Annotated in this window: 20 protein-coding genes; 11 read left to right on the top strand and 9 right to left on the bottom strand. The window is 66.8% G+C overall.

All coding sequences use genetic code 11. The features are described 5' to 3' along the window. Positions 1 to 15: 15 nt before the first annotated feature. The 3 genes from bchB to bchF are packed head-to-tail and all read right to left on the bottom strand — an operon-like array spanning position 16 to position 3,418. Positions 16 to 1,587 carry a ferredoxin:protochlorophyllide reductase (ATP-dependent) subunit B gene (bchB, locus tag Q7J44_RS18220; RefSeq protein ID WP_304882354.1) on the bottom strand — a complete coding sequence of 524 codons (1,572 nt, stop codon included), beginning with the start codon at positions 1,585 to 1,587 and terminating at the stop codon, positions 16 to 18. Continuing rightward, positions 1,584 to 2,918, bottom strand: coding sequence for a ferredoxin:protochlorophyllide reductase (ATP-dependent) subunit N (locus Q7J44_RS18215; protein WP_304882352.1), 1,335 nt, complete (start codon positions 2,916 to 2,918; stop codon positions 1,584 to 1,586). Before Q7J44_RS18215 ends, bchB begins: the two co-directional genes overlap by 4 nt. Further along, on the bottom strand, positions 2,915 to 3,418 hold the full coding sequence (bchF, locus tag Q7J44_RS18210) for a 2-vinyl bacteriochlorophyllide hydratase (RefSeq protein WP_304882350.1): 504 nt from the start codon (positions 3,416 to 3,418) through the stop codon (positions 2,915 to 2,917). Before bchF ends, Q7J44_RS18215 begins: the two co-directional genes overlap by 4 nt. A gap of 328 nt (positions 3,419 to 3,746) precedes the next feature. Between bchF and Q7J44_RS18205 the strand changes: the two genes are divergently transcribed. From Q7J44_RS18205 to idi, 6 genes are all read left to right on the top strand, one after another. Continuing rightward, on the top strand, positions 3,747 to 4,535 hold the full coding sequence (locus Q7J44_RS18205; RefSeq protein WP_304882348.1) for a cobalamin-dependent protein: 789 nt from the start codon (positions 3,747 to 3,749) through the stop codon (positions 4,533 to 4,535). Positions 4,536 to 4,603: 68 nt separating this feature from the next. Continuing rightward, complete coding sequence (gene ppsR, locus Q7J44_RS18200) at positions 4,604 to 5,992, top strand: transcriptional regulator PpsR (protein ID WP_304882346.1); 1,389 nt, start codon at positions 4,604 to 4,606, stop codon at positions 5,990 to 5,992. A 202-nt stretch (positions 5,993 to 6,194) separates the two neighbouring features. After that, positions 6,195 to 7,103 (top strand): chlorophyll synthase ChlG, encoded by a 909-nt coding sequence (chlG, locus tag Q7J44_RS18195; RefSeq protein WP_304882345.1) that lies wholly within the window; start codon positions 6,195 to 6,197, stop codon positions 7,101 to 7,103. Further along, on the top strand, positions 7,100 to 8,395 hold the full coding sequence (locus Q7J44_RS18190) for a BCD family MFS transporter (protein ID WP_304882343.1): 1,296 nt from the start codon (positions 7,100 to 7,102) through the stop codon (positions 8,393 to 8,395). The genes chlG and Q7J44_RS18190 overlap by 4 nt, the downstream gene beginning before the upstream one ends. 2 nt (positions 8,396 to 8,397) lie before the next feature. Then, positions 8,398 to 9,591, top strand: a complete 1,194-nt coding sequence (locus tag Q7J44_RS18185; protein WP_304882341.1) for a geranylgeranyl diphosphate reductase — start codon at positions 8,398 to 8,400, stop codon at positions 9,589 to 9,591. Next, a complete protein-coding gene (idi, locus tag Q7J44_RS18180) occupies positions 9,588 to 10,136 on the top strand; it encodes an isopentenyl-diphosphate Delta-isomerase (RefSeq protein WP_304882340.1) in 549 nt (182 codons plus the stop codon). The genes Q7J44_RS18185 and idi overlap by 4 nt, the downstream gene beginning before the upstream one ends. 100 nt (positions 10,137 to 10,236) lie before the next feature. On the opposite strand, the gene bchO is transcribed toward idi, so the two are convergent. The 4 genes from bchO to crtA are packed head-to-tail and all read right to left on the bottom strand — an operon-like array spanning position 10,237 to position 14,625. Then, positions 10,237 to 11,100: an alpha/beta fold hydrolase BchO gene (bchO, locus tag Q7J44_RS18175; protein ID WP_304882338.1), complete on the bottom strand. Its 864-nt coding sequence runs from the start codon at positions 11,098 to 11,100 to the stop codon at positions 10,237 to 10,239. 1 nt (position 11,101) lies between these two features. Beyond that, positions 11,102 to 12,778, bottom strand: coding sequence for a magnesium chelatase subunit D (locus Q7J44_RS18170; protein WP_304882336.1), 1,677 nt, complete (start codon positions 12,776 to 12,778; stop codon positions 11,102 to 11,104). A gap of 3 nt (positions 12,779 to 12,781) precedes the next feature. After that, positions 12,782 to 13,852 carry a magnesium chelatase ATPase subunit I gene (bchI, locus tag Q7J44_RS18165; RefSeq protein WP_304882335.1) on the bottom strand — a complete coding sequence of 357 codons (1,071 nt, stop codon included), beginning with the start codon at positions 13,850 to 13,852 and terminating at the stop codon, positions 12,782 to 12,784. Further along, positions 13,852 to 14,625 carry a spheroidene monooxygenase gene (crtA, locus tag Q7J44_RS18160; protein WP_304882333.1) on the bottom strand — a complete coding sequence of 258 codons (774 nt, stop codon included), beginning with the start codon at positions 14,623 to 14,625 and terminating at the stop codon, positions 13,852 to 13,854. Before crtA ends, bchI begins: the two co-directional genes overlap by 1 nt. A 77-nt stretch (positions 14,626 to 14,702) precedes the next feature. Between crtA and Q7J44_RS18155 the strand changes: the two genes are divergently transcribed. The 3 genes from Q7J44_RS18155 (at position 14,703) to Q7J44_RS18145 (ending at position 18,002) form a co-directional block, all read left to right on the top strand. Next, positions 14,703 to 16,271: a phytoene desaturase gene (locus Q7J44_RS18155; RefSeq protein WP_304882332.1), complete on the top strand. Its 1,569-nt coding sequence runs from the start codon at positions 14,703 to 14,705 to the stop codon at positions 16,269 to 16,271. Beyond that, positions 16,268 to 17,272 (top strand): 15-cis-phytoene synthase, encoded by a 1,005-nt coding sequence (crtB, locus tag Q7J44_RS18150; protein WP_304882330.1) that lies wholly within the window; start codon positions 16,268 to 16,270, stop codon positions 17,270 to 17,272. Before Q7J44_RS18155 ends, crtB begins: the two co-directional genes overlap by 4 nt. 253 nt (positions 17,273 to 17,525) lie before the next feature. Beyond that, positions 17,526 to 18,002, top strand: a complete 477-nt coding sequence (locus Q7J44_RS18145) for a TspO/MBR family protein (RefSeq protein ID WP_304882329.1) — start codon at positions 17,526 to 17,528, stop codon at positions 18,000 to 18,002. Between the two features lie 262 nt (positions 18,003 to 18,264). On the opposite strand, the gene crtC is transcribed toward Q7J44_RS18145, so the two are convergent. Together crtC and crtD are read right to left on the bottom strand one after the other, a co-directional pair. Continuing rightward, positions 18,265 to 19,146, bottom strand: a complete 882-nt coding sequence (gene crtC, locus Q7J44_RS18140; protein WP_304882569.1) for a carotenoid 1,2-hydratase — start codon at positions 19,144 to 19,146, stop codon at positions 18,265 to 18,267. Continuing rightward, positions 19,092 to 20,666, bottom strand: coding sequence for a 1-hydroxycarotenoid 3,4-desaturase CrtD (gene crtD / locus Q7J44_RS18135; protein WP_304882327.1), 1,575 nt, complete (start codon positions 20,664 to 20,666; stop codon positions 19,092 to 19,094). Before crtD ends, crtC begins: the two co-directional genes overlap by 55 nt. Positions 20,667 to 20,790: 124 nt before the next feature. On the opposite strand from crtD, the gene Q7J44_RS18130 reads away from it, so the two are divergent. Both Q7J44_RS18130 and Q7J44_RS18125 read left to right on the top strand, forming a co-directional pair. Next, the gene (locus Q7J44_RS18130) at positions 20,791 to 21,660 is read left to right on the top strand and encodes a polyprenyl synthetase family protein (protein WP_304882326.1); all 870 of its coding nucleotides are present in this window, start codon (positions 20,791 to 20,793) and stop codon (positions 21,658 to 21,660) included. Between the two features lie 3 nt (positions 21,661 to 21,663). Continuing rightward, complete coding sequence (locus Q7J44_RS18125) at positions 21,664 to 22,779, top strand: methyltransferase (RefSeq protein ID WP_370693036.1); 1,116 nt, start codon at positions 21,664 to 21,666, stop codon at positions 22,777 to 22,779. The last annotated feature ends 20 nt before the right edge of the window (positions 22,780 to 22,799 follow it).

The raw sequence follows: 22,799 nt of genomic DNA, 5'->3' as shown, positions 1-22,799 counted from the left end.
GGCGATGTGTAGCGGTCATCGCGCATAATGGGCCTTTGCCTCATACAGGGTTTCAACGGAAATCTCGGCCACGCCCTGCTCAGCCGCGTAAGCCTCGGTGTTGCGCCGGGCCTTGCCGCGCACAAAGAACGGGATCTTCTTCAGCTCGCGCTCGGCCGCAGCCAGCCAGACCGGGGCACCTGCCTCACCTCCCGCATTCATCTTGACCAAAATACTCCCGCCGGAGGCACCTGCGGGCTCAGCGAAGACCTCCGGTTCAGACCCGTCACGCAGATCGGCCTTGGCCCCGTGGTGGCTTGGGCCGGCATCGGAGTGGAACTCGAAATCCTCGCGGAACATGGTCAGCAGGTGTTCTTCCAGCCCCATCACCAGCGGGTGTATCCAGGTATCAAAGATCACATTCGCGCCCTCAAACCCCATCTGGGGCGAGTAGCGCGCGGGGAAGTCCTGCACATGCACCGGGCTGGAGATTACGGCGCAGGGAATACCGAGGCGTTTGCCGATATGGCGTTCCTGCTGGGTGCCGAGGATCAGCTCGGGGGCGGCGGCGGCGATGGCGTCCTCGACCTCCAGATAATCATCGGTGATCAAAGCCTCCAGCCCATAGGCCTTGGCGGCGGCGCGCATGGGGCGCGCGAATTCGCGGTTGTAGCAGCCCATGCCGACCACCTCGAACCCGATCTCGGTGGCGGCGATGCGGGCGGCGGCGATGACATGGGTGGCATCGCCGAAGATGAACACGCGCTTGCCGGTGAGATACGTGCTGTCCACGCTTGCCGACCACCACGGCAGGCGCAGGGCGGATTCGTCAACCTGTGGCGACAGGCCGGTGAGGGCTGCCACTTCATGCAGGAAATCGCGGGTGGCCCCGACGCCCAAGGGGACCACCTTGGTATAGGGCTGGTCGCAGGTGCGTTCCAGCCAGCGGGCGGCCCCTTCGCCGGTTTCGGGATACAGCAGCACGTTGAAATGCGCCTGACCCATGCGGGCGATGTCGGCGGGGGTCGATCCCAGCGGGGCCGCGACATTGACGGTGATGCCCATCAGGCCCAAGAGCTTGGTGACTTCAGCCACATCATCACGGTGGCGAAAGCCAAGCGCGGTTGCCCCGAGGATGTTGCAGGTGATGGTTTGCGTGCGCGGCATCGGGCGTGCCAGCGCGCGGCACAGCTGATGAAACGTCTCATCCGCGCCGAAGTTTTCCTTGCGCTGATAGCTGGGCAGATCCAGCGGAATGACCGGGCAGGGCAGGTCGAGCGCCCCCGCCAGACCGCCCGGATCGTCCTGGATCAACTCGGCGGTGCACGACGCCCCCACGATCATCGCCTGTGGCTTGAAGCGGGCATAAGCGTCGCGCGCGGCATCCTTGAACAGGTTGGCGGTATCGGCCCCCAGATCGCGGGCCTGAAACGTGGTGTAGGTGACTGGCGGGCGGTGATTGCGCCGTTCGATCATGGTGAATAAAAGGTCAGCGTAAGTGTCGCCCTGCGGGGCATGCAGCACGTAATGCAGCCCGGTCATCCCGGTGGCCACACGCATCGCACCGACGTGCGGTGGGCCTTCATATGTCCAGAGGGTGAGCTTCATGGCTGGCCCCCGGGGCTCTGCCCCGGACCCCGGGATATTTGTGAACAGATGAGGGGAGGAGAGAGCATGGCCTTGCGGCGCAGGGGGCGGCTGAACAGGGCGGCGAGGTCGCCAGCCTGTTCGTAGAAATGCACCGGGGTAAAGACCAGCTCGATCGCCCATTTGGTGGTGTGGCCCTTCGCCTCCAGCGGATTGGCGAGGCCCAAGCCGCAGACGGTGAGGTCAGGTGCTGCGGCGTGCTGGCGGTCGAGTTGACGGTCCACATCCTGACCTTCCGAGATGACCGGGCCTTCGGGCAGCAGGTCAAGGTCGGGGCCGGTGATGGCGGCGTGCAGGAAGGGGGTGCCAATCTCCAGCGGGGTCATGCCGCATTCGCGGGCGAGAAAGCGCGCGAGGGGGATTTCGAGCTGGCTGTCGGGAAAGAAGAACACCGATTTGCCGTTCAGCGTTTCGGCATGGGCGGCGATGGCCTTGGCCGCACGGGCGCGGGGGGCGGCGGTGACCGCGTCGAAATGCGCGCGCGGCACGCCGAATTCCCGGGCGATGGCCCAGAGCCAGAGCGTGGTGCCCTCTTCGCCAAAGGGGAAGGCGGCGGGCAGGTGGGTGGCCCCGCGCCGGATCAGCGCGGCATGGGTATCGCCGAGGAAGGGCTGCACCAGCGCAAACACGGTTTCAGGCCCGACGGCGGGCAGATCGGTGGCGCGCCGCGCAGGCAGCATCCGCACCGGGCCGATGCCCAGCTGCGCCAGCAGGGACAGGCACTGGTCTTCGACCACATCGGGCAGCGCCCCGACCACCAGCAGCTCGCGCGCATTGGTGGCGGCAAGTGTCGGCACCATTGCGGCGAGGCAGGCATCCTCGCCTTGGGTAAAGGTCGTCTCGATCCCGGAGCCGGAGTAATTGTAGACCCGCACATGCGGCGCGTGCAGGCCCGAGAGCCGTTCGGCGGCGCGGGCCAGATCCAGCTTGATCACCTCTGACGGGCAGGAGCCGACCAGGAATAGTTGCTTGATGTCGGGGCGGCGGGTCAGCAGGCGGGCGACCTCACGGTCAAGTTCTGTATTGGCATCTGCCAGACCGGCGAGGTCTTTTTCCTCCAGAATCGCGGTGCCGAAGCGCGGTTCGGCAAAGATCATCACGCCAGCCGCCGATTGCAGCAGATGCGCGCAGGTGCGCGATCCGACCACCAGAAAGAACGCATCCTGCATCTTGCGGTGCAGCCAGATGATTCCGGTCAGCCCGCAGAACACCTCACGCTGGCCGCGTTCCTTGAGGACGGGGGTGTCGCGGCAGCCGCGGTTCGGGGCCTGAACGGGGGAATCAAAGCTCATGCCGCCACCCCTGTCATCGGGGTGGATTCGGCATCACGCCGCGCCATCCGCAGTTTCCACAGGAATTGCCCGGCGTTGAGCACGTAGGCCGCATATGCGGCAAGGGCCACGGTCATTTGCGCGGCAGGGTCCAGCGCGCCGGTGATCAACCCGTAGAGATAAAATGTGTGCAGGGCGATGACGACAAAGCTGATCACATCTTCCCAAAAGAACGCCGGGGCAAACAGATACTGGCCAAACACCACCTTTTCCCAGACAGCCCCCGTAACCATGATCACATAAAGAAACGCGGTCTTGATCAGGATCGACACGGTTGCAGCGGTATAGCCGTCGCCGGTCCAGACAAAGCGCAGCACCAGCACCAGCGACAGGCCGAAGGCGAGGAACTGGAGCGGCGCAAGGATGCCCTGCACCAGCGTCCATTTCGTCGCATCGCGGCGCGCCCGCTCTGCCGGGGTGTAGAGTCGCTTGCGCGGTGTCTGTGCTGGCTTTGACTGCATGTGCCGCGGCCCCTCCCTTGGTCTTGTGCTGCTTACAGGTTAGACTTGGGGAAGAATGTGTCAACATAAACTTACACAATTGATGCACGGCCTGTCAGGCGGGTCCGAAAGCGGAAGATGACAGTTTTTCAGGGTATCATTCTGTAATAACGCGATTAATCGGGGGTGGGCGGGGACTCTCCCGAAAATCTGCACCTGAAAAGTGTCAATTTGATTTGACAACTCACCTGCCTTTTGGGAGAGTCCGTCCACCGCCGCCTCCCGGCCCGGACTGTATTTGCAGTTCTGCTGTTGACGCGCGACCGGCAAAATGGTCTCGGAGTCCGGCATGCAGGATGGCAATTTTTCAGTGGATGGGTTGCGCGGGGTGAGCGGGCTGGGTTTTTCGCAATTTGCGGCGGATGTGATGGCACGGGTGGCGGCGGGTGACGGTACCCCCCGCGCCGCGTTGAAAGAGCCGGTGCTGGCGGCGATGCTGGCGGCGGCCCGGTCGCCCGACCCGCGCGCGCTGGACCGGCTGCGGCCAGATTTCAGGCGGCTGCGGATCAGCAATGAACAGCTGGCCGATCACTACATTCCCGAACTGGCGCGCCGGCTGGGGCGGGAGTGGGAGGATGATCGGTCCACCTTTTCGCAGGTCAGCATCGGGTCGGCGCGGCTGCAGGCGCTGCTGCGCGATGTCGGCAAGGGCTGGTCGGCAGATGCCACCGGGGCCACCGGCGCGGCCACGGTCCTGCTGATCGTGCCGGGGAACGAGCAGCATACGCTGGGCGCGCTGGTGGTGGCGGGCTGGCTGCGGCGCAAGGGAATTTCAGTCTGCCTGCGGTTTGCGCCGACTGCGGCGGAACTTGCGGCAATTCTGGCCGAGCGGCGGTTTGACGGGGCAATGATTTCCGTGGCCTGCCATGAAATGCTTGAAATCTGCTCCGGCTTGGTGAAAACGCTCAGGCAGGAAACATCGAACGGGTTGCGCATCGCCTTGGGGGGGGCGATTCTGGAACAGAGCGAAGACTTTGCGGTTGTCTCACAGGTGGATATCGTGACGAACGATCTGTCAAAAGCGGTAGACGTGCTGGGTCTGACCTGTCGACGACCTGCAATGACCGTGATAACGTAAAGCGGCCCGGCTTCGTCGGGCGCAGCAAAAGAACGGATAGTCTGGTGACAACGGATGGACGGCACCTTTTGAACAGTGGAAAGCTGCCGCTGATTTCGCCTGAGCTGTTGGGCGAGATCATAGCCTCTGCCGGTGACCTTGCCTTGCTTGTCTCGCCCACACATAGGGTGGTCTCGGTTCTGGTCAACCCTGCGCATGGCATTCAGGCGCGGGTCGCCGACTGGGAAGGGGCCAGCCTGCAAAGCATTCTGGCCGGCGAAAGCTGGCGCAAGCTGGAGGCGCGGCTGGCCGATCTGGGCAACCGCCGCGTGGCCCCGGTGATCGAGCTGAACCATGCCGACCGGACCGCCTGGGAATTTCCCGTGCGCTACAGCCTGCACCGCATCGGGTCGGATGATTCGGTGCTGATGGTCGGCCGCGATCTGCGCCCGATTGCCGAAGTGCAGCAGCAGCTGATTTCGGCGCAACTGGCGCTGGAACGCGACTATGAGGCGCAGCGCGAGGCGGACACCCGCTACCGCGTGCTGATGGAGGTCGGGCGTGACCCGATTGTCATCGTGTCGATGTCGACCGGGCGGATCACCGATCTGAACCCGGCAGCGGCAGGCCTGCTGGGCGGCAGCCGGGCCGAGATGATCGGCGCGGCCATCGCGCAGGAATTCGAAGGCCGCAGGCGCGGCGAGTTCCTGGAAAGCATGGCCAATCTGGCCGTCGCGGAAAGCTCTGGCCCGATCGAGCTGTCGGCGCGCCGCTCGCAAAAGCGGGTGCTGGTGACGCCCACCATGTTCCGCGCTGCGGGTGAGCGTTTGCTGATGTGCCAGATCGACCTGGCCGATTCGGTCGCACCGCAGGGCGATGACCTGACCGACCATCTTGTGCGGCTGTATCAGGACGGTGTCGATGGCATTGTCTTCACCGACGCCGAAGGCGTGATCGTTTCCGCCAATGAGGCGTTTCTGAATCTGACCGACAGCGCCAATACCGCCTCGGTGCGGGGCCGGTCGCTGGCTGATTATCTGGTGCGCGGCGCAGTTGATCTGCGGGTCCTGATGGACAATGTCAAACGCACCGGCCAGCTGCGCCTGTATGCGACCCGGCTGACCACCGACTTTTCCGGGCAGACAGCGGTAGAGGTCTCGGCCAGCTGGCTGAACGACCGCCCGACCCCGGTGCTTGCGCTGGTGGTGCGCGATGTCAGCCGTGCCGACTCTCTGCGCCGCCCCTCGGGCGTGCCAAATGAAGAGGGGATGCGCAATGTGATGGAGCTGGTGGGGTCGTCCACGCTCAAGGAGATTGTGGCCGAAACCACCGATGTGATCGAGAAGATGTGCATTGAAACCGCGCTGGAACTCACCCGCAACAACCGCGTTGCGGCGGCGGATATGCTCAGCCTGTCGCGGCAATCGCTCTATGTGAAGCTGCGCAAATACGGGCTGATCAACAAGGACGGCGACTGACCGCACAAGCGCTGCCGCTCCCCATTCATCTTGATAAAAATACTCTCGGGGGGTCCGGGGGGCGAAGCGCCCCCGGGGCTGGCAGCCCATGCGCCGCATGACCGCTGATTGTCGCCCCTACCGCAGAATCTGTCAGTATTAATTTACACTATTTGCCATCCAACCCCTTGCCCGACTCTTAATTGTAATGTGTAGTTGACAGATGACTGTCAGTATCGCGCCCCATCCCCGTACCACCCCGCAGCCCCGCGCCATGCTGGAGCTGATCAAGCCCATTACCTGGTTCCCGCCGGTCTGGGCCTATCTGTGCGGTGCGGTGTCGTCTGGCGTGGCGCTGTCGGGAAACTGGGGAATTGTCATCCTTGGCATGGTGCTGGCCGGGCCGGTGGTCTGCGGCATGTCGCAGGCGGCGAATGACTGGTGCGACCGCCATGTCGATGCGGTGAACGAACCCGGGCGCCCGATCCCCTCGGGCCGGATACCGGGGCGCTGGGGGCTGTATATTGCGCTGGCGATGACGGTGCTGAGCCTTGCCATCGGCTGGCTGCTGGGCCCTTGGGGGTTCGGGGCCACGGTGGTCGGCGTGATTGCGGCCTGGGCCTATTCGGCAGAACCCGTGCGGCTGAAACGCTCGGGCTGGTGGGGGCCGGGGCTGGTGGGCCTGTCCTATGAGGGGCTGCCATGGTTTACCGGGGCAGCGGTGTTGCTGGCGGCGGCACCACGGTTTGAGGTGGTGATCATCGCCCTGCTCTATGCGCTGGGTGCCCATGGCATCATGACGCTGAACGATTTCAAGGCGCTGGAAGGCGACCGCCAGCACGGCGTGCGATCCTTGCCGGTGGTGCTGGGGCCAGAGGTGGCGGCGCGGATCGCCTGCACCACGATGGCCATGGCGCAGGCCGTGGTGATCGCGCTTCTGTTCATCTGGGGCGCGCCGTATCATGCGATGGCGGTGATCGTGCTTTTGCTGGCACAGATCCTCGCGATGCGGCGGCTGTTCCGCGACCCGAAGACATACGCGCCATGGTATAACGGCACCGGGATCGTGTTCTACGTCTCGGGCATGATGATCGCGGCTTTTGCCCTGCGCAATCTGGGGGGTGCGGGATGAAGCTCAGCTGGCTTCAGATCATCCGCCTCGGCCTTGTGCAGATGTGCCTTGGCGCGGTGGTGGTGCTGACCACCAGCACGCTGAACCGGCTGATGGTGGTCGAACTGGCCTTGCCCGCGCTGGTGCCGGGGCTGCTGGTAGCTTTGCATTACGGCATCCAGATCACCCGGCCCAACTGGGGCTTCCGGTCCGACACACGCGGCAACCGGACGATGTTCATCATTCTGGGCATGGCGGCGCTGTCGGCGGGGGCCTTTCTGGCGGCCTTTGGGGTCGTGATCATTCCGGCCCAGCCGGTTGCGGGGCTGGTGCTTTCGGGTCTGGCCTATGCGCTGATCGGCGTCGGGGTGGGGGCCTCCGGCACCTCGCTTCTGGCGCTGCTGGCCACGGCGACCGAACCCCGGCGCAGGGCAGCGGCAGCGACGATCACCTGGCTTATGATGATCTTCGGCATCGCAGTAACCGCCGGCACGGTGGGGCATTTCCTGAACCCCTATACCCCGCTGCTGCTGCTGGAGATTGTGGGGATTGTGACGCTGGGCGCGGTGGGCCTGACCCTCCTTGCCGTCTGGGGCATTGAACGCCGGGTGATTGCCGAGCGTGAGGCCGATCCGGCCCCGTTCCGGCAAGGTCTGGCGCAGATCTGGGCCGAACCACAGTCGCGCGCCTTCACGCTGTTCGTGTTCCTGTCGATGAGCGCGTATTTCATGCAGGAACTGATCCTTGAACCCTATGCTGGCATGGTCTTCGGCTTTGATGTCGGCCAGAGCACGCAGCTTTCTGGCGCGCAGAATGGCGGAGTGTTTCTGGGTATGCTGGCGGTGGGCATTGCCGCCACCGGGTTGCGCATCGGCACTCTGCGACAGTGGGTTGTGGCGGGCTGTGTCGGTTCGGCCATGGCGCTGTGTGTGATTGCCGGGCTGGGGCAGTTGGGCCTTGGCCTGCTGGTGCCCGCAGTCATCACGCTTGGTTTTTTCAACGGCATGTTCGCGGTCGCCGCCATCGGGTCGATGATGGCGCTGGCCGGGCAGGGGCGCGGCGCACGCGAAGGCACCCGCATGGGGTTGTGGGGGGCGGCGCAGGCGGTGGCGGCCGGGTTCGGTGGGTTGCTGGGGGCTGCCAGTGTGGATCTGTTCCGGCTGTGGCTGCCCGCCAACACCGCCTTTGGCCTCGTGTTTCTGGCCGAGGCCGTTTTGTTTCTTGTTGCCGCGCTGATCGCCCTGCGGGTGATCGACGGCGCACGCGGGGGGCGTGATCCGCGCCCTCAAGCCATTGCCATTCCGGGAGAATGACCATGCAGTATGATGTTTTTGTCGTGGGCGGCGGACCATCGGGGGCGACCGCCGCCGAGGATCTGGCCCGCGCCGGCTACCGGGTGGCGATGCTGGACCGGGCGGGGCGGATCAAGCCCTGCGGTGGCGCGATCCCACCCCGCGCGATCCGCGATTTCGACATTCCCGATGCGATGCTGGTGGCCAAGATCCAGACCGCCCGCATGATCAGCCCCACGGGCCGCGCGGTCGATATTCATATCGAGGGCGGTTATGTCGGCATGGTCGACCGCGAGGCGTTCGACGAATTCCTGCGCGACCGCGCCGCAATGAACGGGGCCGACCGGCTGACCGGCACCTTTCTGCGCATCGAGCGGGATACCGCAGGCACCCATGTGATCTGGCGCGACAAAGCGTCGGGGGCGGAAAAGCGCAGCCGCACCAAGCTGGTGATCGGGGCCGATGGTGCCCGCTCTGCCGTGGCGCGAGCCGAGGTGCCGGGGGGCGACAAGATCCCTTATGTCATTGCGTACCACGAGATCATCAAGGCCCCCGAAGGCGGCTTTGCCGCCAATGCCGATTATGACCCGAAACGCTGCGATGTGATCTATGACGGCAAGATCAGCCCCGATTTCTACGGCTGGGTCTTTCCGCATGGCAAGCATGCAAGCGTAGGCATGGGCACAGAAGTCGACGGCGTCGATCTAAAGGTTGCCACAGCGGCCTTGCGGGCGATGGCGGGGCTGACGGGCTGCGAGACCATCCGCAAAGAGGGCGCGCCGATTCCGCTCAGACCGCTGGACCGTTGGGACAATGGGCGCGACGTGGTGCTGGCGGGCGATGCGGCGGGGGTGGTGGCACCGTCCTCGGGTGAGGGGATTTTCTACGCCATGGCCGGGGGCCGCGTGGCCGCCACGGCGGCGCAGGCGGCACTGTTGTCGGGGCGCGCGAAAGACCTGCGGCTGGCGCGCAAGATGTTCATGCGTGAACATGGCACGGTGTTCCGGGTGTTGCGGTCCATGCAGGATGCCTATTACCGCAGCGACGACCGGCGTGAGCGGTTTGTCAGCCTGTGCCATGACATTGATGTTCAAAAGCTGACGTTTGAGGCCTATATGAACAAATCTCTGGTGAAGGCACGGCCCATGGCCCACATCAAGATCGGGATCAAGAACATGGCGCATCTGTTGGGGTTGGTATCGCCGAAGTGGTCATGAACGAAAGCACGGAAGAGCTGATCCCGGCTTGGGTCGACGGCACGCTTGCCCCCGTGGGCAAGCTGGCGGTGCATCAGCGCGGGCTGCGGCACAAGGCGGTGTCGGTGTTCGTGATCGACGCCGGTCGCGTGCTGATCCAGCGCCGCGCGCTGTCGAAATACCATACGCCGGGGCTGTGGGCGAACACCTGCTGCACGCATCCCCGCTGGGAGGAAGACCCCGCCACCTGCGCCGTGCGCCGCTTGCGCGAAGAGCTCGGCATCACCGGGGTGTGTCCGGCCTTTGCCGACCGGGTGGAATACCGTGCCGATGTGGGCAGTGGCCTGACCGAACACGAGCTGGTGGATATTTTCGTGGCCGAGGCCGGGCCGGATCTGGTGGTCACGCCCAACCCCGATGAGGTGATGGAAACCCGCTGGGTCGATCTCTATGACCTGTCGGCGCAGGTGCTGCGCGCCCCGGCACAGTTCACGCCCTGGCTCAGGATCTACATGACCGAGCATATGGCGCGGATCTTTGGGGCCACTGTCGGCGTTGGCCGCTGACCGCACCGCCACTGTAACCCCTTTATTTGCAGCTTTCCCAAATACTCCGGGGGGGCGCGGCACGCGCGGGGGGCAGTGCCCCCCTCCGCCCGATGCCGGATCAGAGCCGCCCTTCCAGCCAGGGCAACAGCGCCTCTGCCACCCGGTCCGCCGCCTCTTCATGCACCAGATGGCCAAAGCCCTTGATCTCTGCATATGCCGCATTCGGCATGTGCTGCACCGCGTCGCGTGAGACCTTTGGCGGCACCGCGTTGTCGCGGTCGGATGCGATCAGCAGCACTGGCTCCTGCAATGACGGCAGCCGCGCCATCAGCCCGTCCAGCCGCCATTGCGCCATCATCCCCAATGTGCCGCCGACATGGGCCGCATCGCGCACCAGAGTCACGTATTGCGCCTGACCGGCCGCATCCAGCGGCGATCCGGTGCCGGTCAGCAGCCTAGCCACGCTGGCCGGATTGCCCCAGAGCTTTGCCACCGCCGCCCCGACAAAGGGTGTGGCAGCCAGCGCGCGGGCCATCAGCGGGAACATCACCCCTGCGGCACCGTCAAAGGTGCCAAGGGCGGCGTTGATGCCGGCAATGGCCTTGATCGGGGTCACATCGGCCATGCGCAGCGCAATCGCCGCCCCCGCCGAATGGCCGATCACTGCCTGCGGGGCAAAGCCTGCGCTCAGGCACAGCCGGGTCAGGTCTTCGGCCATCGCATCCAGCCCCAGACGCCGCATCCCGCCCGCGCGGGTGCAGCCTTGGCCGGGCAGGTCAGGCACGATCACGCGGTAACGGTCTGAGAGATATGGGATCAGCGCGCGGAAGCTGTGGCCCGACCCGCCAGCGCCATGCAGCAGCAGAACGACCGGCCCCTCACGCGGCCCGGTGTCGATCACCCACCAGTCATGCGGGGTCACACGGATGTGGCGGGCCGCTGTGCGGTAGGGCCAGTCGGCGGGCAGGCGGGCGCTGTCCAATCTAGTCCCCCAAGGCGGCGGCAAGCACGCCCGACAGCCGCCGCGCATCGGCGCGGGGCAGGGCGAGGTAGGGGGCATCCATCAGTCGTGCCATCGCGGCAAGGCCGGGTTGTGGGCGGTTGGCGGTATCAATCACAATCGCGGGCAGGCCGGTGGCGCGGATCGCACGGGCCAGCCGGGCCGCGTCTTCCTCGGCCTGCACCCGGTTGGCGCTGCCATCAAGCGCGATATTCCCGCGCCCGTCGGTCAGAAGGGCAATCGTCGGGGTCAGCCCATGCGCGCGGGCCTGTGTGGCGGTGGCCAATGCCAGCCGCATGCCCGCCGCCAGCGGCGTGCCGCCCCCCCCAGGCAGGCCGGCAAGGCGGCGTTTGGTCTGCACAAGGCTGCGGGTGGGGGGCAGAATCACCTCGGCGGTCGTGCCGCGAAACGCCACCAGCGCCACATGGTCGCGTCTGGCATAGGCGGCGGCCAGCAGCAGTTCCACCGCGCCCTTGGCCTCGGCCAGCCGGGCAAAGGCGGACGAGCCGGAGGCATCGACGGCAAAGATCAGCACCCGGTCTGAGGTCTCGACGAAGCGTTTGATGCGGATGTCGGAGGTGCGCACCAGCAGCACGGCATCCGATTGGGTGGTTCCCGACTGTGCAGCCTTTCGGCGCAGCGGTTGCCAGGGGGCCGCCGCGCGTAAGGTCGCCACCAGATCGATCCGCGCGCCGGACCCCAGCCTGCCGGGGCGCGAGGGCAGCGGGCGTCCCCGCCGGTTGCCGCCACGTTTCGCCCCGGTGCCGCTGGCCCCTTTGGCAGCCCGCGCGGCGCGGCCTGCGGTCAGTTGCGCCAGCAGATCGGCGGGCAGGGCGGCGCGGGCGGCCTCAATCAGCATGTCTTCGGGGATGGACTGGCTTTCGCTTTCAGACTCAGTCGGTGCGTCATCGCCGGGGTCGGGCGGCGGTGGCTCGGCCTCGTCCGGCGGCGCGGCCTCGGGCAGGGGCAGGGCACGGTGGCCATAGACCAGCTCTGCCGCTTGCCGCAGATCGGCGTCTTCCACGCCAGTGCGGCCCGACAGGGCCGCCAGCGCCCGCGCGGCGGCCAGTGCCAGCAAAGGCGCGCGCAGCGAGCCGATGCCGAGTTCGGCCGCCGCGCGCGTCAGGGCACTTGCGGCATCGGGGGGCAGGGTGACTTGCGCCAGCAGGGCGCGGGCGCGTTCCAAGGTGTTGGTATCCATCACAACATCAGAAGTATCGGACCATGCGATGCCGTCCAGATCCAGAAACAGGCCCAGCCGGTCACTCAGGCTCGCGGGCAGGCCCTCACCATCCTCTGCCGCCTCATCCAGCGCGATCAGGCAATGGCGGGGCGTGTCCAGCGCATGGGCCAGCCGCGCCGACAGACCCGGCGGCACCCGTTCGGCCATGGTCAGCACAAGTGCTGCGGGCTGGCTGAGCACGCCGCGCGCGGTCACCGGGCGCCCCGTGGCCAGCGTGGCCGACAGGTCCAGCCCGCCATAAAGCGCATCATCGGCAATGCCGGGGTGCAGCCGCACCAGCGGCAAGGGCAGGGCATCCAAAGCCGCGGTCACCCGGTCGCGCACCGCCCCGCTGCGCGCGCGCAGCCACAGGCCCTTGATGCCTTGCGGATCAATGGCCAGCAGCTGCAGCGCAAGATTGATGCGGTCCCAGTCCATGACTTACGGCAGCACCTCGGCCACCATGCGCGCCACCCGCGCGCCCGACCCCGCCTCATCCAGCGGGTCACGGCGCAGGCGGTGCGACAGGGCCATGGCGGCCACGGCCTTCAGGTGGTGCCGGGTCACGGTGCCATCGCCATCAAACGCCGCCTGCGCGCGGGCGGCGCGCAGCAGGGTCAGCTCGCCGCGCAACCCGTCAGAGCCAAGCGCGATGCACAGCGCCGCACAGTCATGCAGCACAATGTTCGGCGTCGTCAGCCCCGGCAGCGCCGCGCGGGCGGCCAGAATACGGTCGCGCAAGGCCGCGTCTGCCGCCTGCCAACCGGGCATGAAGCTGTCATACCCCGTCTCATAGGCATCACGGCGCAGGATCACCTCGACCCGCGTTTCCACGTCGCGCGGGCTGGTTACCTCAACCGACAGGCCAAAGCGGTCCAGAAGCTGCGGGCGCAGCTCGCCCTCCTCGGGGTTGCCCGATCCGACCAGCACAAAGCGCGCGGCGTGGCGGATCGACAGGCCCTCGCGTTCCACCACGTTCTCGCCCGATTGCGCCACGTCGAGCAGCAGGTCAACGATATGGTCCTCCAGCAGGTTGACCTCGTCAATATACAGATACCCCCGGTTGGCGCGGGCCAGAAGCCCCGGTTCAAACGCCTTTTCCCCGCGCGTGAGCGCACGTTCGATGTCCAGCGCGCCGACCACGCGGTCTTCGGTCACCCCCAGCGGCAGATCGACCACCGGCGTCGGCTTGCGGATGATGTGCGTGGCAGTGACCTGCGCCCAGTCGGGGCACTGGTCGGAGCGGGCGGAATTGACGGGGCACCCCTCCACCGCGTCAATCTCGGGCAGCAAAGCGGCCAGCGCGCGCACGGCGGTGGATTTGCCGGTGCCCCTGTCGCCGAACACCAGCACGCCGCCGATGGCGGGGTCGATGGCGGTCAGCACCATCGCCTGCTTCATCGCCTCCTGGCCCACGATGGCCGAGAACGGGAACGGCTGGTGCGCGGGGGCGCGTTTGGGCAGGGCGTGGATTTTCGGGTCGGTCGCTTTGGGGGCGGTATCAGCGGGCATCAGGCGGCGTCCTTCTGTGTTCCATACCGGGCCAGCGGATCGCCGCCCTCCCAGCTGCCCACCGTGCCCGACAGGGCAAAGCGGGCATAAAGTTCCTCGGCAAACCAGTCGCCGCTGCGCACAGCGTCGATGGCGCGGCCATGCGGGCCGCTGCCGCGCGCAAAATTGGCCATGCTGGCGGCATCGGGCCAGACCGAAAAGGTGACCTGATGCAGCAAGGGCACCTCGCCGATGCCGATCTTGAAGATCACATTGGGATCGGCCCCGATGACGGCGGAGATATCAGGCACCCGGTTCCAGAACCGCAGGGCGCGGGCAGGGCGGATGGTGGCACGGGTCAGGGCGATGATCGGCCCGGCGGATTGGCCCTGGCTGGTGGCTGTGAACGGGTTCACCCCGCCCCACGCCCCGCGTGAGGATGTGGGGGCCAGAAACAACGTCCAGCTTTCCGCCGCCCGTGCGCGCCAGCGGGCAAAGACCGGGCTGGTCGCCACCGCATCGCGCGCGGTCACCTCATCCGGCCAGGTCGCCAGAATAGCCCAGACGCCCCAGTTGGGCCGGGGCGTGAACCCCTGTCCGGTGCCCGATCCGCACAGTTTCCAGAACTCCGCCCGTCGCTCCCCGCGCAGCCGCAGCCGCGCCGCGCCCATCTGGCCAAGCACCCAGAGCCGGGGCAGAACCCCGTCAAAGCGGAACAGGCTGAGGGTGGCTATGGAAATGGGTTGGTCCTCCGCACGATTGTGTAAACTTAGTCTGACATTATTTGACTGCAAGAGAAAGGATCAACTCTGGATTTCTGAACAGAAAGCCTATTGTTGTAAATTAAACTGGACAGGCTATCATCATTCCCATGCAAAACGCTTCATCCCCCTCCGCTTCGTCTTTCCCTGCCGATCAGGCGATCGTTATCGGTGCCGGGCTTGGCGGCCTTGCGTCGGCCATGCGCCTTGGCGCTAAGGGCTATCGGGTCACGGTGCTCGACCGGCTGGACCGGGCGGGCGGGCGCGGGTCGTCGATTGCCCTAGGTGGCCACCGATTCGACCTTGGACCGACGATTGTGACGGTGCCACAGGGCTTGCGCGACCTTTGGGCGGCCTGCGGGCGGGATTTCGATGCCGATGTCGCGCTCAAACCGATGGACCCGTTCTACGAGATCCGCTTTGCCGATGGCGAAACCTTCACCGCCCGGCAGGACGATGCGGCGATCAAAGCCGAAGTGGCGCGGATTTCCCCCAGTGATTCAAAGGGGTACGCGAAGTTCCTCAAGGATTCCGAGGCGCGCTATTGGTTCGGCTATGAAGACATGGGCCGCAAGCCGATGCACCGGATCTGGGACACGATCAAGGCGATTCCGACCTTTGCCCGCATGCGCGCCGACCGCTCGGTCTATGCCCATGCCGCCGCGCGGGTGAAGGACGAACACCTGCGCTTTGCGCTGTCCTTTCATCCGCTGTTCATTGGTGGCGATCCGTTCAACGTCACCTCGATGTACATCCTTGTCAGCCATCTGGAAAAGGCGTTTGGCGTGCATTACGCCATGGGCGGAGTGCAGGCCATCGCCGATGCGATGGTGCGCGTGATCGAGGCGCAGGGCGGCGAAGTGGTGCAGGGTGCCGAGGTGGATGAGATCAGCATTTCCGGCGGTCGCGCATCGGGCGTGCGGATGGTGTCGGGTGAGGTGCTGGCCGCTTCGGTCGTCGTGTCCAACGCTGACGCGGGCCACACCTACGACCGGCTGCTGCGCAACGCGCCGAAAAAGCGCTGGACACCTGCGAAGCTGAAGCGCGCGCGGTGGTCCATGGGCCTCTATGTGTGGTATTTCGGGACCAAGGGCACTGCGGGGATGTGGGGCGATGTCGGCCACCACTCCATCGTCGTCGGCCCGCGATATCGCGAGCATATCAAGGATATCTTCATTCGCGGCAAGCTGGCCGATGACATGAGCCTTTATGTCCACCGTCCTTCGGTCACCGACCCGTCCTGCGCACCCGCGGGCGATGACACGTTTTACGTGCTGTCGCCGGTGCCGCATCTGGGCCACGACAACGGTGTGGACTGGGCGGCAGAGGCGGAACCTTACCGCGCGAAGATGCTCAAGGTGCTGGAGGACCGGCTGTTGCCGGGGCTGACCGACCGGATCACGGAAAGCCTGACCTTCACGCCCGAAACCTTCCGCGACCGCTATCTGTCGCCCTTCGGTGCAGGGTTCTCGATCGAGCCGCGCATCCTGCAATCGGCGTGGTTCAGGCCACATAACGTGAGCGAGGAACTGCCGGGCCTGTATCTGGCCGGGGCGGGCACGCATCCGGGGGCGGGGTTGCCGGGGGTGATCGGCACCGCCGAGGTGCTGGGAAAACTTGTGCCGGACCCGAAGGTGCGCCACGCGGTGCCGCCTGCGCAGCGGATGGCCGCAGAATGATCGCGCCCGCCGATATGGCGGCCTGCCGCGCCGCGATCCGCACCGGCAGCCTGTCGTTCCACGCCGCATCCCGCGTGCTGCCCGCGCGGGTGCGTGACCCGGCCTTGGCGCTCTATGCCTTTTGCCGGGTGGCGGATGATGAGGTGGATGAGGGTGCCGACAAGGCGGGTGCCGTGCTGCGGCTGCGCGACCGGCTGGATCTGGTCTATCAGGGCCGCCCACGTGATGGCTTTGCCGACCGGGCCTTTGCCTCAGTCGTCGAAGACTACGACATGCCGCGTGCGCTGCCCGAGGCGTTGCTGGAGGGCCTTGCCTGGGATGCGATGGGGCGGCGCTATGACACGCTGTCGGGCGTGCTCGACTATTCCGCCCGGGTGGCGGCGGCGGTGGGGGCGATGATGTGCGTGCTGATGCGGGTGCGCGAGGCGGACGCGCTCGCACGGGCCTGCGATCTGGGGCTGGCGATGCAGCTGACCAACATCAGCCGCGATGTGGGTGAGGATGCGCGGGCGGGGCGGGTGTTTCTGCCGCTGGACTGGCTGGCGGAAGAGGGGGTGGAGCTGCCCCGCTTTCTGGCCGTCCCCGCCGCTTGCGCCGGCGTGCGCCGGGTGACGGCACGGCTGCTGCGTGAGGCGGACCGGCTGTATCAGCGGTCTGAGGCCGGGGTGGCGGCGCTGCCGCTGGCCTGTCGTCCGGGGATATTTGCCGCCCGGCATATCTATGCCGGGATCGGCACCGAAGTGGCGCGGGCGGGGCATGATTCGGTGACGGTCCGCGCGCGGACCGGCAAGGGGCAGAAGCTGGGCTGGCTGATGCTGGCGGGGCTGCGGGCCGCCGCCTCGCCCTTGCTGCCGCGCCCGGCGGTGCTGCATGCAAAGCCTGCGGCAGAGGTGGCGTTTCTGGTCGATGCCGCCGCCCGCAAGGCGGACGCGCGGGGCCGCTCAGAGGCGCTGTTCGAGGTGCTGTCGCAGCTGGAAGCCCGCTCACGCGGAATGGCGTGAGCCGGGGGGCGGGGGCGGCGGGTCAGGCTGTCCACGGCTCCCCCTGCGATACAGGTTGTAGGGTCGTTTGAAATCAAGGGGTTAGGAGTGCCGATTTGACCGGCCGTCAATATTTTTCCCGGCTGCCCCGGGTTCTGGGGGTGGGCAGATCATGGCCGGGCGCTCTTCCGGCCTGACGGCCGTCTTCGCTTTGGGTTGCGCTTCGGGCGATCCGGGTTAGATAGAAGGGGCACATTACCCAAGGGGCCCTGCCATGGATTTCACGCTGTTTTTCACCTTTCTGGCAGCCTGCGGGGCGGCGGCGGCGACCGGGGCGATGTTTCAGCCCGGCGACTGGTACAAGGGCCTGTCCAAGCCGTGGTGGACGCCAAAGGACTGGATGTTCCCGGTGGCTTGGACGATCCTGTATATCTGTATAGCGCTTGCCGCGATGCGGGTGGCGATGCAGGCCGGGTTTGATCCGCTGGTGGGGCAGGGGCTGGCGCTCTGGGCGGTACAGATTGCGCTGAACACGCTGTGGACGCCGGTGTTTTTCGGATTGCGGCGCATCCGGGCCGGGCTGGTGGTGCTGAGCCTGTTGTGGGTGGCGGTGGCGGCGACGATGCTGGTGTTCTGGCGGATTGATCCGGTCGCGGGCTGGCTGTTTGCGCCCTATCTGGTGTGGGTCACGATTGCGGGCGCGCTGAATGCCTCGGTCTGGATGCGCAATCCGGATGTGGCGGCGGGCTGAGGCTGCGGCTGCGCTCCGCGCGGAAGTATTTTCGAAAGGTTCAAAGCGGTGTGGCGGGTCTGTGAGGGCGCGCCCGTGTTTTCGGACAGGTGCCTCCGGCGGGAGTATTTGTGCCAGGATGAAAGCCCAAGCCCTTTGGCTTTGCCGCTTTTCCAAATACTCTCGGGGCAAGCCAACTGGTTTCGCCATTGGTTCAACAGACCATATGGCTTGAGGGCAGGCAGCTCCCAAGGGTGACCAAGGGGAGCAGGTGGCTGGTGGTTCAATCCTTGAACGTCCAGCCGGCGCGGCGGGGGACGCGGACGGCGAGCATGGGTTTCAGCAGCGGCTGGCGGAAGCGGCGCAGGTCGAGCGCCTCATGCACGCCGGTCGTTGCCTCGCCGTTGATCCGGGTTTCCACAAGGCTGCGGCTGTAGAACGGCGCGTCGAGCATGTTCAGCCGCTGGCGCGGCAGGGTGCCGGGGTCGGCGCGGGTTTCGCGTTTGACTTGCCACAGGCTGCGGGCAAAGCGGGTGCGGGGCGGGGCGGTGGTCTCACGCACGGCCCCTGTGCTGTCGATCTCGACCGCCAGATCGAGCGTGCTGCCGTCGCGCCGGGTGGCGTCATAGATGCACAGCGCGCGGTCTTTCATCGGAAAGCGGCCCCATGTCCAGAAATCGAAATCCGCCTCCAGCGCGCGGCTGCCGAAATTGGCGTCGCAATAGCCGTGGCCTTCCCATGCGTGGCCTTGCGTCAGGTTCACCGCGATGTGGCAACTGGGGGCGAAGGGGCGCCAGATATGGGCGGCGTCGGGGGTCAGCATAACCTCGGTTTCCGTCACCGCCTGCGGCGTCAGGATGATCTGGCCGCGCACGGGGGTGACCATCGGCGGCGCACCCCATTCATCGATGTCGATGATCAGCTGGGTGCCTGTCCAGTGCAACCGGCTGGGGCCGACCTCGAACGTGTCGGCGGACCGGCGCAAGGCGCTGCGGCCACGGTCTGTCATGGTGAAGCGGCTGCCGGGGCCGTAGGTGGCGACATTGATGCAGCAGTGGTTTTCCGGCTCTCGCCGCCCCGACCAGCCGTACCATGGCGAGAATACCGAGCCTATGAAGGCGATGACCGAGACGGCACGGGTGCCGTCGGTGCTGACCCCGTCGATATACCACCATGCATAGCCGTTGGCGTCGACCTGTACCCGGAAATCCGGTCCTGCCTGATCGCCGCGGCCGCGTGCCGGGCGGAGAGGGCTGCCATCGGCACCCCCGCCCCCGGATGTGCCCCGCCCCCCGTGAGAAAGAGGCCCGGCAGGCGGGTTTGCGCCACCGGGCGCTGGAACGCCGCCAGCATCCCCTCGGGCGAGCGGCCGTAGATCGCGCCCTGTGACGCCGGATAAAGGCTGGCCAGATGGCTGGGGGTGGTCAGGGCCGAGGGGGCCGGGTCGGGCGAGAAGGTCAGGCCGAAGGCCTTCAGCCGGGGGAAGGTGCGCTGGCGGCATCGGGGTTCCTCATCTGTGCTGGGGGCAAGGTTGGCGGGGGCGTTCAGGATGATCTCGAACCGTTCCGGGCCGGGGGGCGCGGTGGGGGTGCGACTTTGGGCGCAGACATAAAGAGTAGGTTGTTCAGGCGGCTGGCCCATGCCGATGGGGCCGAATTCGGCCTTCGGGTCATCGGTGAAGAAGACGTTGTGATGGGTGAGGTCGGCACCTTGGGGCGTGGCTGCGAAGGCCCAGACATGGGCCGACAGGCTGCGGGGGGTGGTTTTGCCCTTGGGAATGGCGCGCTGGGCGTCGGGGCCAAGCAGGCCATCGGTCAGCGCGGCAGGGTCGCCGTTGAAGACGCAGGTATGGCAGGGCAGGGTGTGGCCGCCTTCGGTTTCGACGGCGCTGATGCGGCCATTTTGGGCAACGATGCGGCGGGCTTTCGTGGCGTAGTGGAAGCGCACGCCCATGGAGTCGGCCAGCCGCGCAAGGGCGGCGGCCAGACTGTGCATCCCGCCCTCGACCGCCCAGACTCCTTCCGCCTCGGCCCGCCAGATCAGGGCGAGCACACCGGGGGCATGGCGCGGTCTGCCGCCGACGTATGTGGCGTAGCGCGCGAACAGCTGAATCAGGCGGGGGTCGCGGAAATGCAGGCTCAGCAGCCGTTCGAGCGAGATGCCGGGCAGCAGCGCGGGCCAGAGCCGGGGCTGCGTCGCGGCGGTGCGGGCGATCTGCGCAAGGTTCGGTTTGGCCGCGCGCATCACCGGGGCGTCGAAGGCGGCAAGCAGGTCATGCGCGAGGCGGTCAAAGCGGGCGAAGGCCGCGGCCTCGCGCGGCCCGGCGAAGGCGTGGATGGCTTCGATGTTCGCCTCGGTTTCCGGGAACAGGTCGAGCGTGGGGCTGCCCCGCCACCAGTGGCGGGCGAGAATGGGTTGCGGGATCAGGCGGATGTGGTCGTCGATGCGCTGGCCTGCCAGCGCGAACAGCGCGTCGAATTCGCCGCGCATCGTCAGGACGGTGGGGCCGGTATCCACCGGGCCAGCGGGCGAGGCAATCGCGCGGGCCTTGCCGCCGGGGCTGTCGGACGATTCGATGACCGTAACCGCCAGCCCCATCGCCGCAAGCCGGATTGCCGTGGCGAGGCCGCCAAAACCGGCACCGATCACGATGGCTGTGTCAAGAGAAGAGTGTTGCAGCGTCATACGGGTATTCTGGCCGGACGGCGGCAGTTGTCCATAGGGAATTACAGTAATGTGTAAGTTTTAGTTTACACATGCCGCGCAGGCTGCCACGATGGCCGGGTAAACGTCGGCAAAAGGGCGGCACATGGCACTGGACGGACGGATCGAGGCGGCGATGCTGAACGGCATCGCTCTGGCGCAATCGGGGGCGGCCCCGTCGCGGCTGGCAGCGGCGCTGCCCTATGCGGTGTTTCCGGGCGGCGCGCGGATCAGGCCGACGATTCTGATGTCGGTGGCACTGGCCTGCGGCGATGACCGGCCTGTCCTTACCGATGCGGCGGCGGTGGCGCTGGAGCTGATCCATTGCGCCAGTCTTGTGCATGATGACCTGCCCGCCTTTGACGATGCCGATGTGCGGCGCGGCAAGGCCACGGTGCACCGCGCCTTTGGCGAGCCGCTGGCGGTGCTGGCCGGCGACTCTCTGATCGTGCTGGCGTTTGAGGTGCTGGCGCGCGGGGGCACGGATGCGCCGGAGCGCGCCTTGCGACTGGTGAGCGCTTTGGCGCAGCGCACGGGGATGCCGCATGGCATCTGCGCGGGGCAGGGTTGGGAGAGTGAGGCGCAGATCGATCTGGGCGCCTATCACCGCGCCAAGACCGGGGCCTTGTTCATCGCCGCCACCCAGATGGGCGCGCTTGCGGCGGGGCAGGATGCCGAGCCGTGGGAAGAACTGGGCGCGCGGATCGGGGCGGCGTTTCAGGTGGCCGATGATCTGAAAGACGCGCTGATGGGGGTCGAGGAGACCGGCAAACCCGCGGGGCAGGATGCGGCGCATGGCCGCCCGTCTGCGGTGGCCGAACTGGGCGTTTCGGGCGCTGTGGCGCATCTGCGTGACATCCTGGGCGGGGCGATTGCCTCGATCCCGTCCTGCCCCGGAGAGGCGATGCTGGCGCAGATGGTGCGGGCTTACGCCGAGAAAATGACCCCGGCGCGGCTGACCGCCGCGAAGGGCTGAGCCATGGCCGATCTGCCGGTGACCGGGCCGGAGCGTGCGCGCAGGCCGGGGCCGGGGTGGCTGACCCGTATAGCGATGTCGCCGCGTTTTCATACGATTGCCGAACGTATTCCGGGCCTTAGGCTGAAATCGCGCGCCGAGGGGCGCGCGCTTTTTGATGTGGTGCAGGGCTTTGTGCAATCGCAGGCGCTGCTGGCGCTGGTGGAATTGCAGGTGCTGCACCGGCTGGCTGAGGGGCCTTTGGGCACGGCGGCACTGGCCCACGGCGCGGAGGTTCCAACCGACAGGATGGCCATTCTGTTGCAGGCGGGCGCGGCCATGAGGCTGCTGCGCCACGCGCGCGGGCTGTGGCACCTGACCCCGCGCGGCGGGGCGTTCCTGACCGTGCCGGGGCTGGAGGCGATGGTGCGGCACCATGATGTGCTCTACCGCGACCTGTCCGATCCGGTGGCGTTTTTCCGTGGCCAGACGCAGCCGCAGCTGGCCGGGTTCTGGCCCTACGTCTTCGGTGCGGGGGGGGCTGCGGACCCGGCCCTTGCCGCGCGCTACAGCCGGTTGATGGCGGACAGTCAGGCGCTGGTGGCGGCAGACACGCTGCGGCTGGTCAGCCTTAGTGGTACAAACCATCTGATGGATGTGGGCGGCGGCACGGGCGCGTTTCTGCGCAGCGTGGCGGCGGAGTATCCGGGCCTGCGGCTGACGTTGTTTGACCTGCCTGCCGTGGTGGCGGGGGCGGCCCCGTTGCCGAACCTGACCGTGCAGGCGGGCAGTTTCCGGGATGATCCGCTGCCGCAAGGCGCGGATATGATCAGTCTGATCCGGGTGCTTTATGACCATACCGACGCCACGGTGGCGGCGCTGCTGGGGGCGGCGTTCCGCGCCCTGCCGCCCGGCGGGCGACTGTTGATATCGGAACCGATGTCGGGCGGGGCGCGGCCAGACCCGGCGACGGATGTCTATTTCGCGGTCTACACGCTGGCGATGCAGACCGGGCGGACCCGGTCGGCGGATGAGATATCGGCGCTTCTGGCGGCGTCAGGCTTTGCTACGATCCGCCCGCAGGCGGGGGCACGACCCTTTGTCACCTCGGTTATCACAGCGCAAAAGCCTGCCGGCTAAGGGCCGTGGCGGGGCTGTCA

Origin of the sequence: Pseudotabrizicola sp. (genome assembly GCF_030656345.1) — a bacterium.
In the GTDB taxonomy this organism is placed as follows: domain Bacteria; phylum Pseudomonadota; class Alphaproteobacteria; order Rhodobacterales; family Rhodobacteraceae; genus Pseudotabrizicola.
Note: the sequence above shows the minus strand (reverse complement) of the source record. Positions and strands in the feature narration are given on the sequence as shown.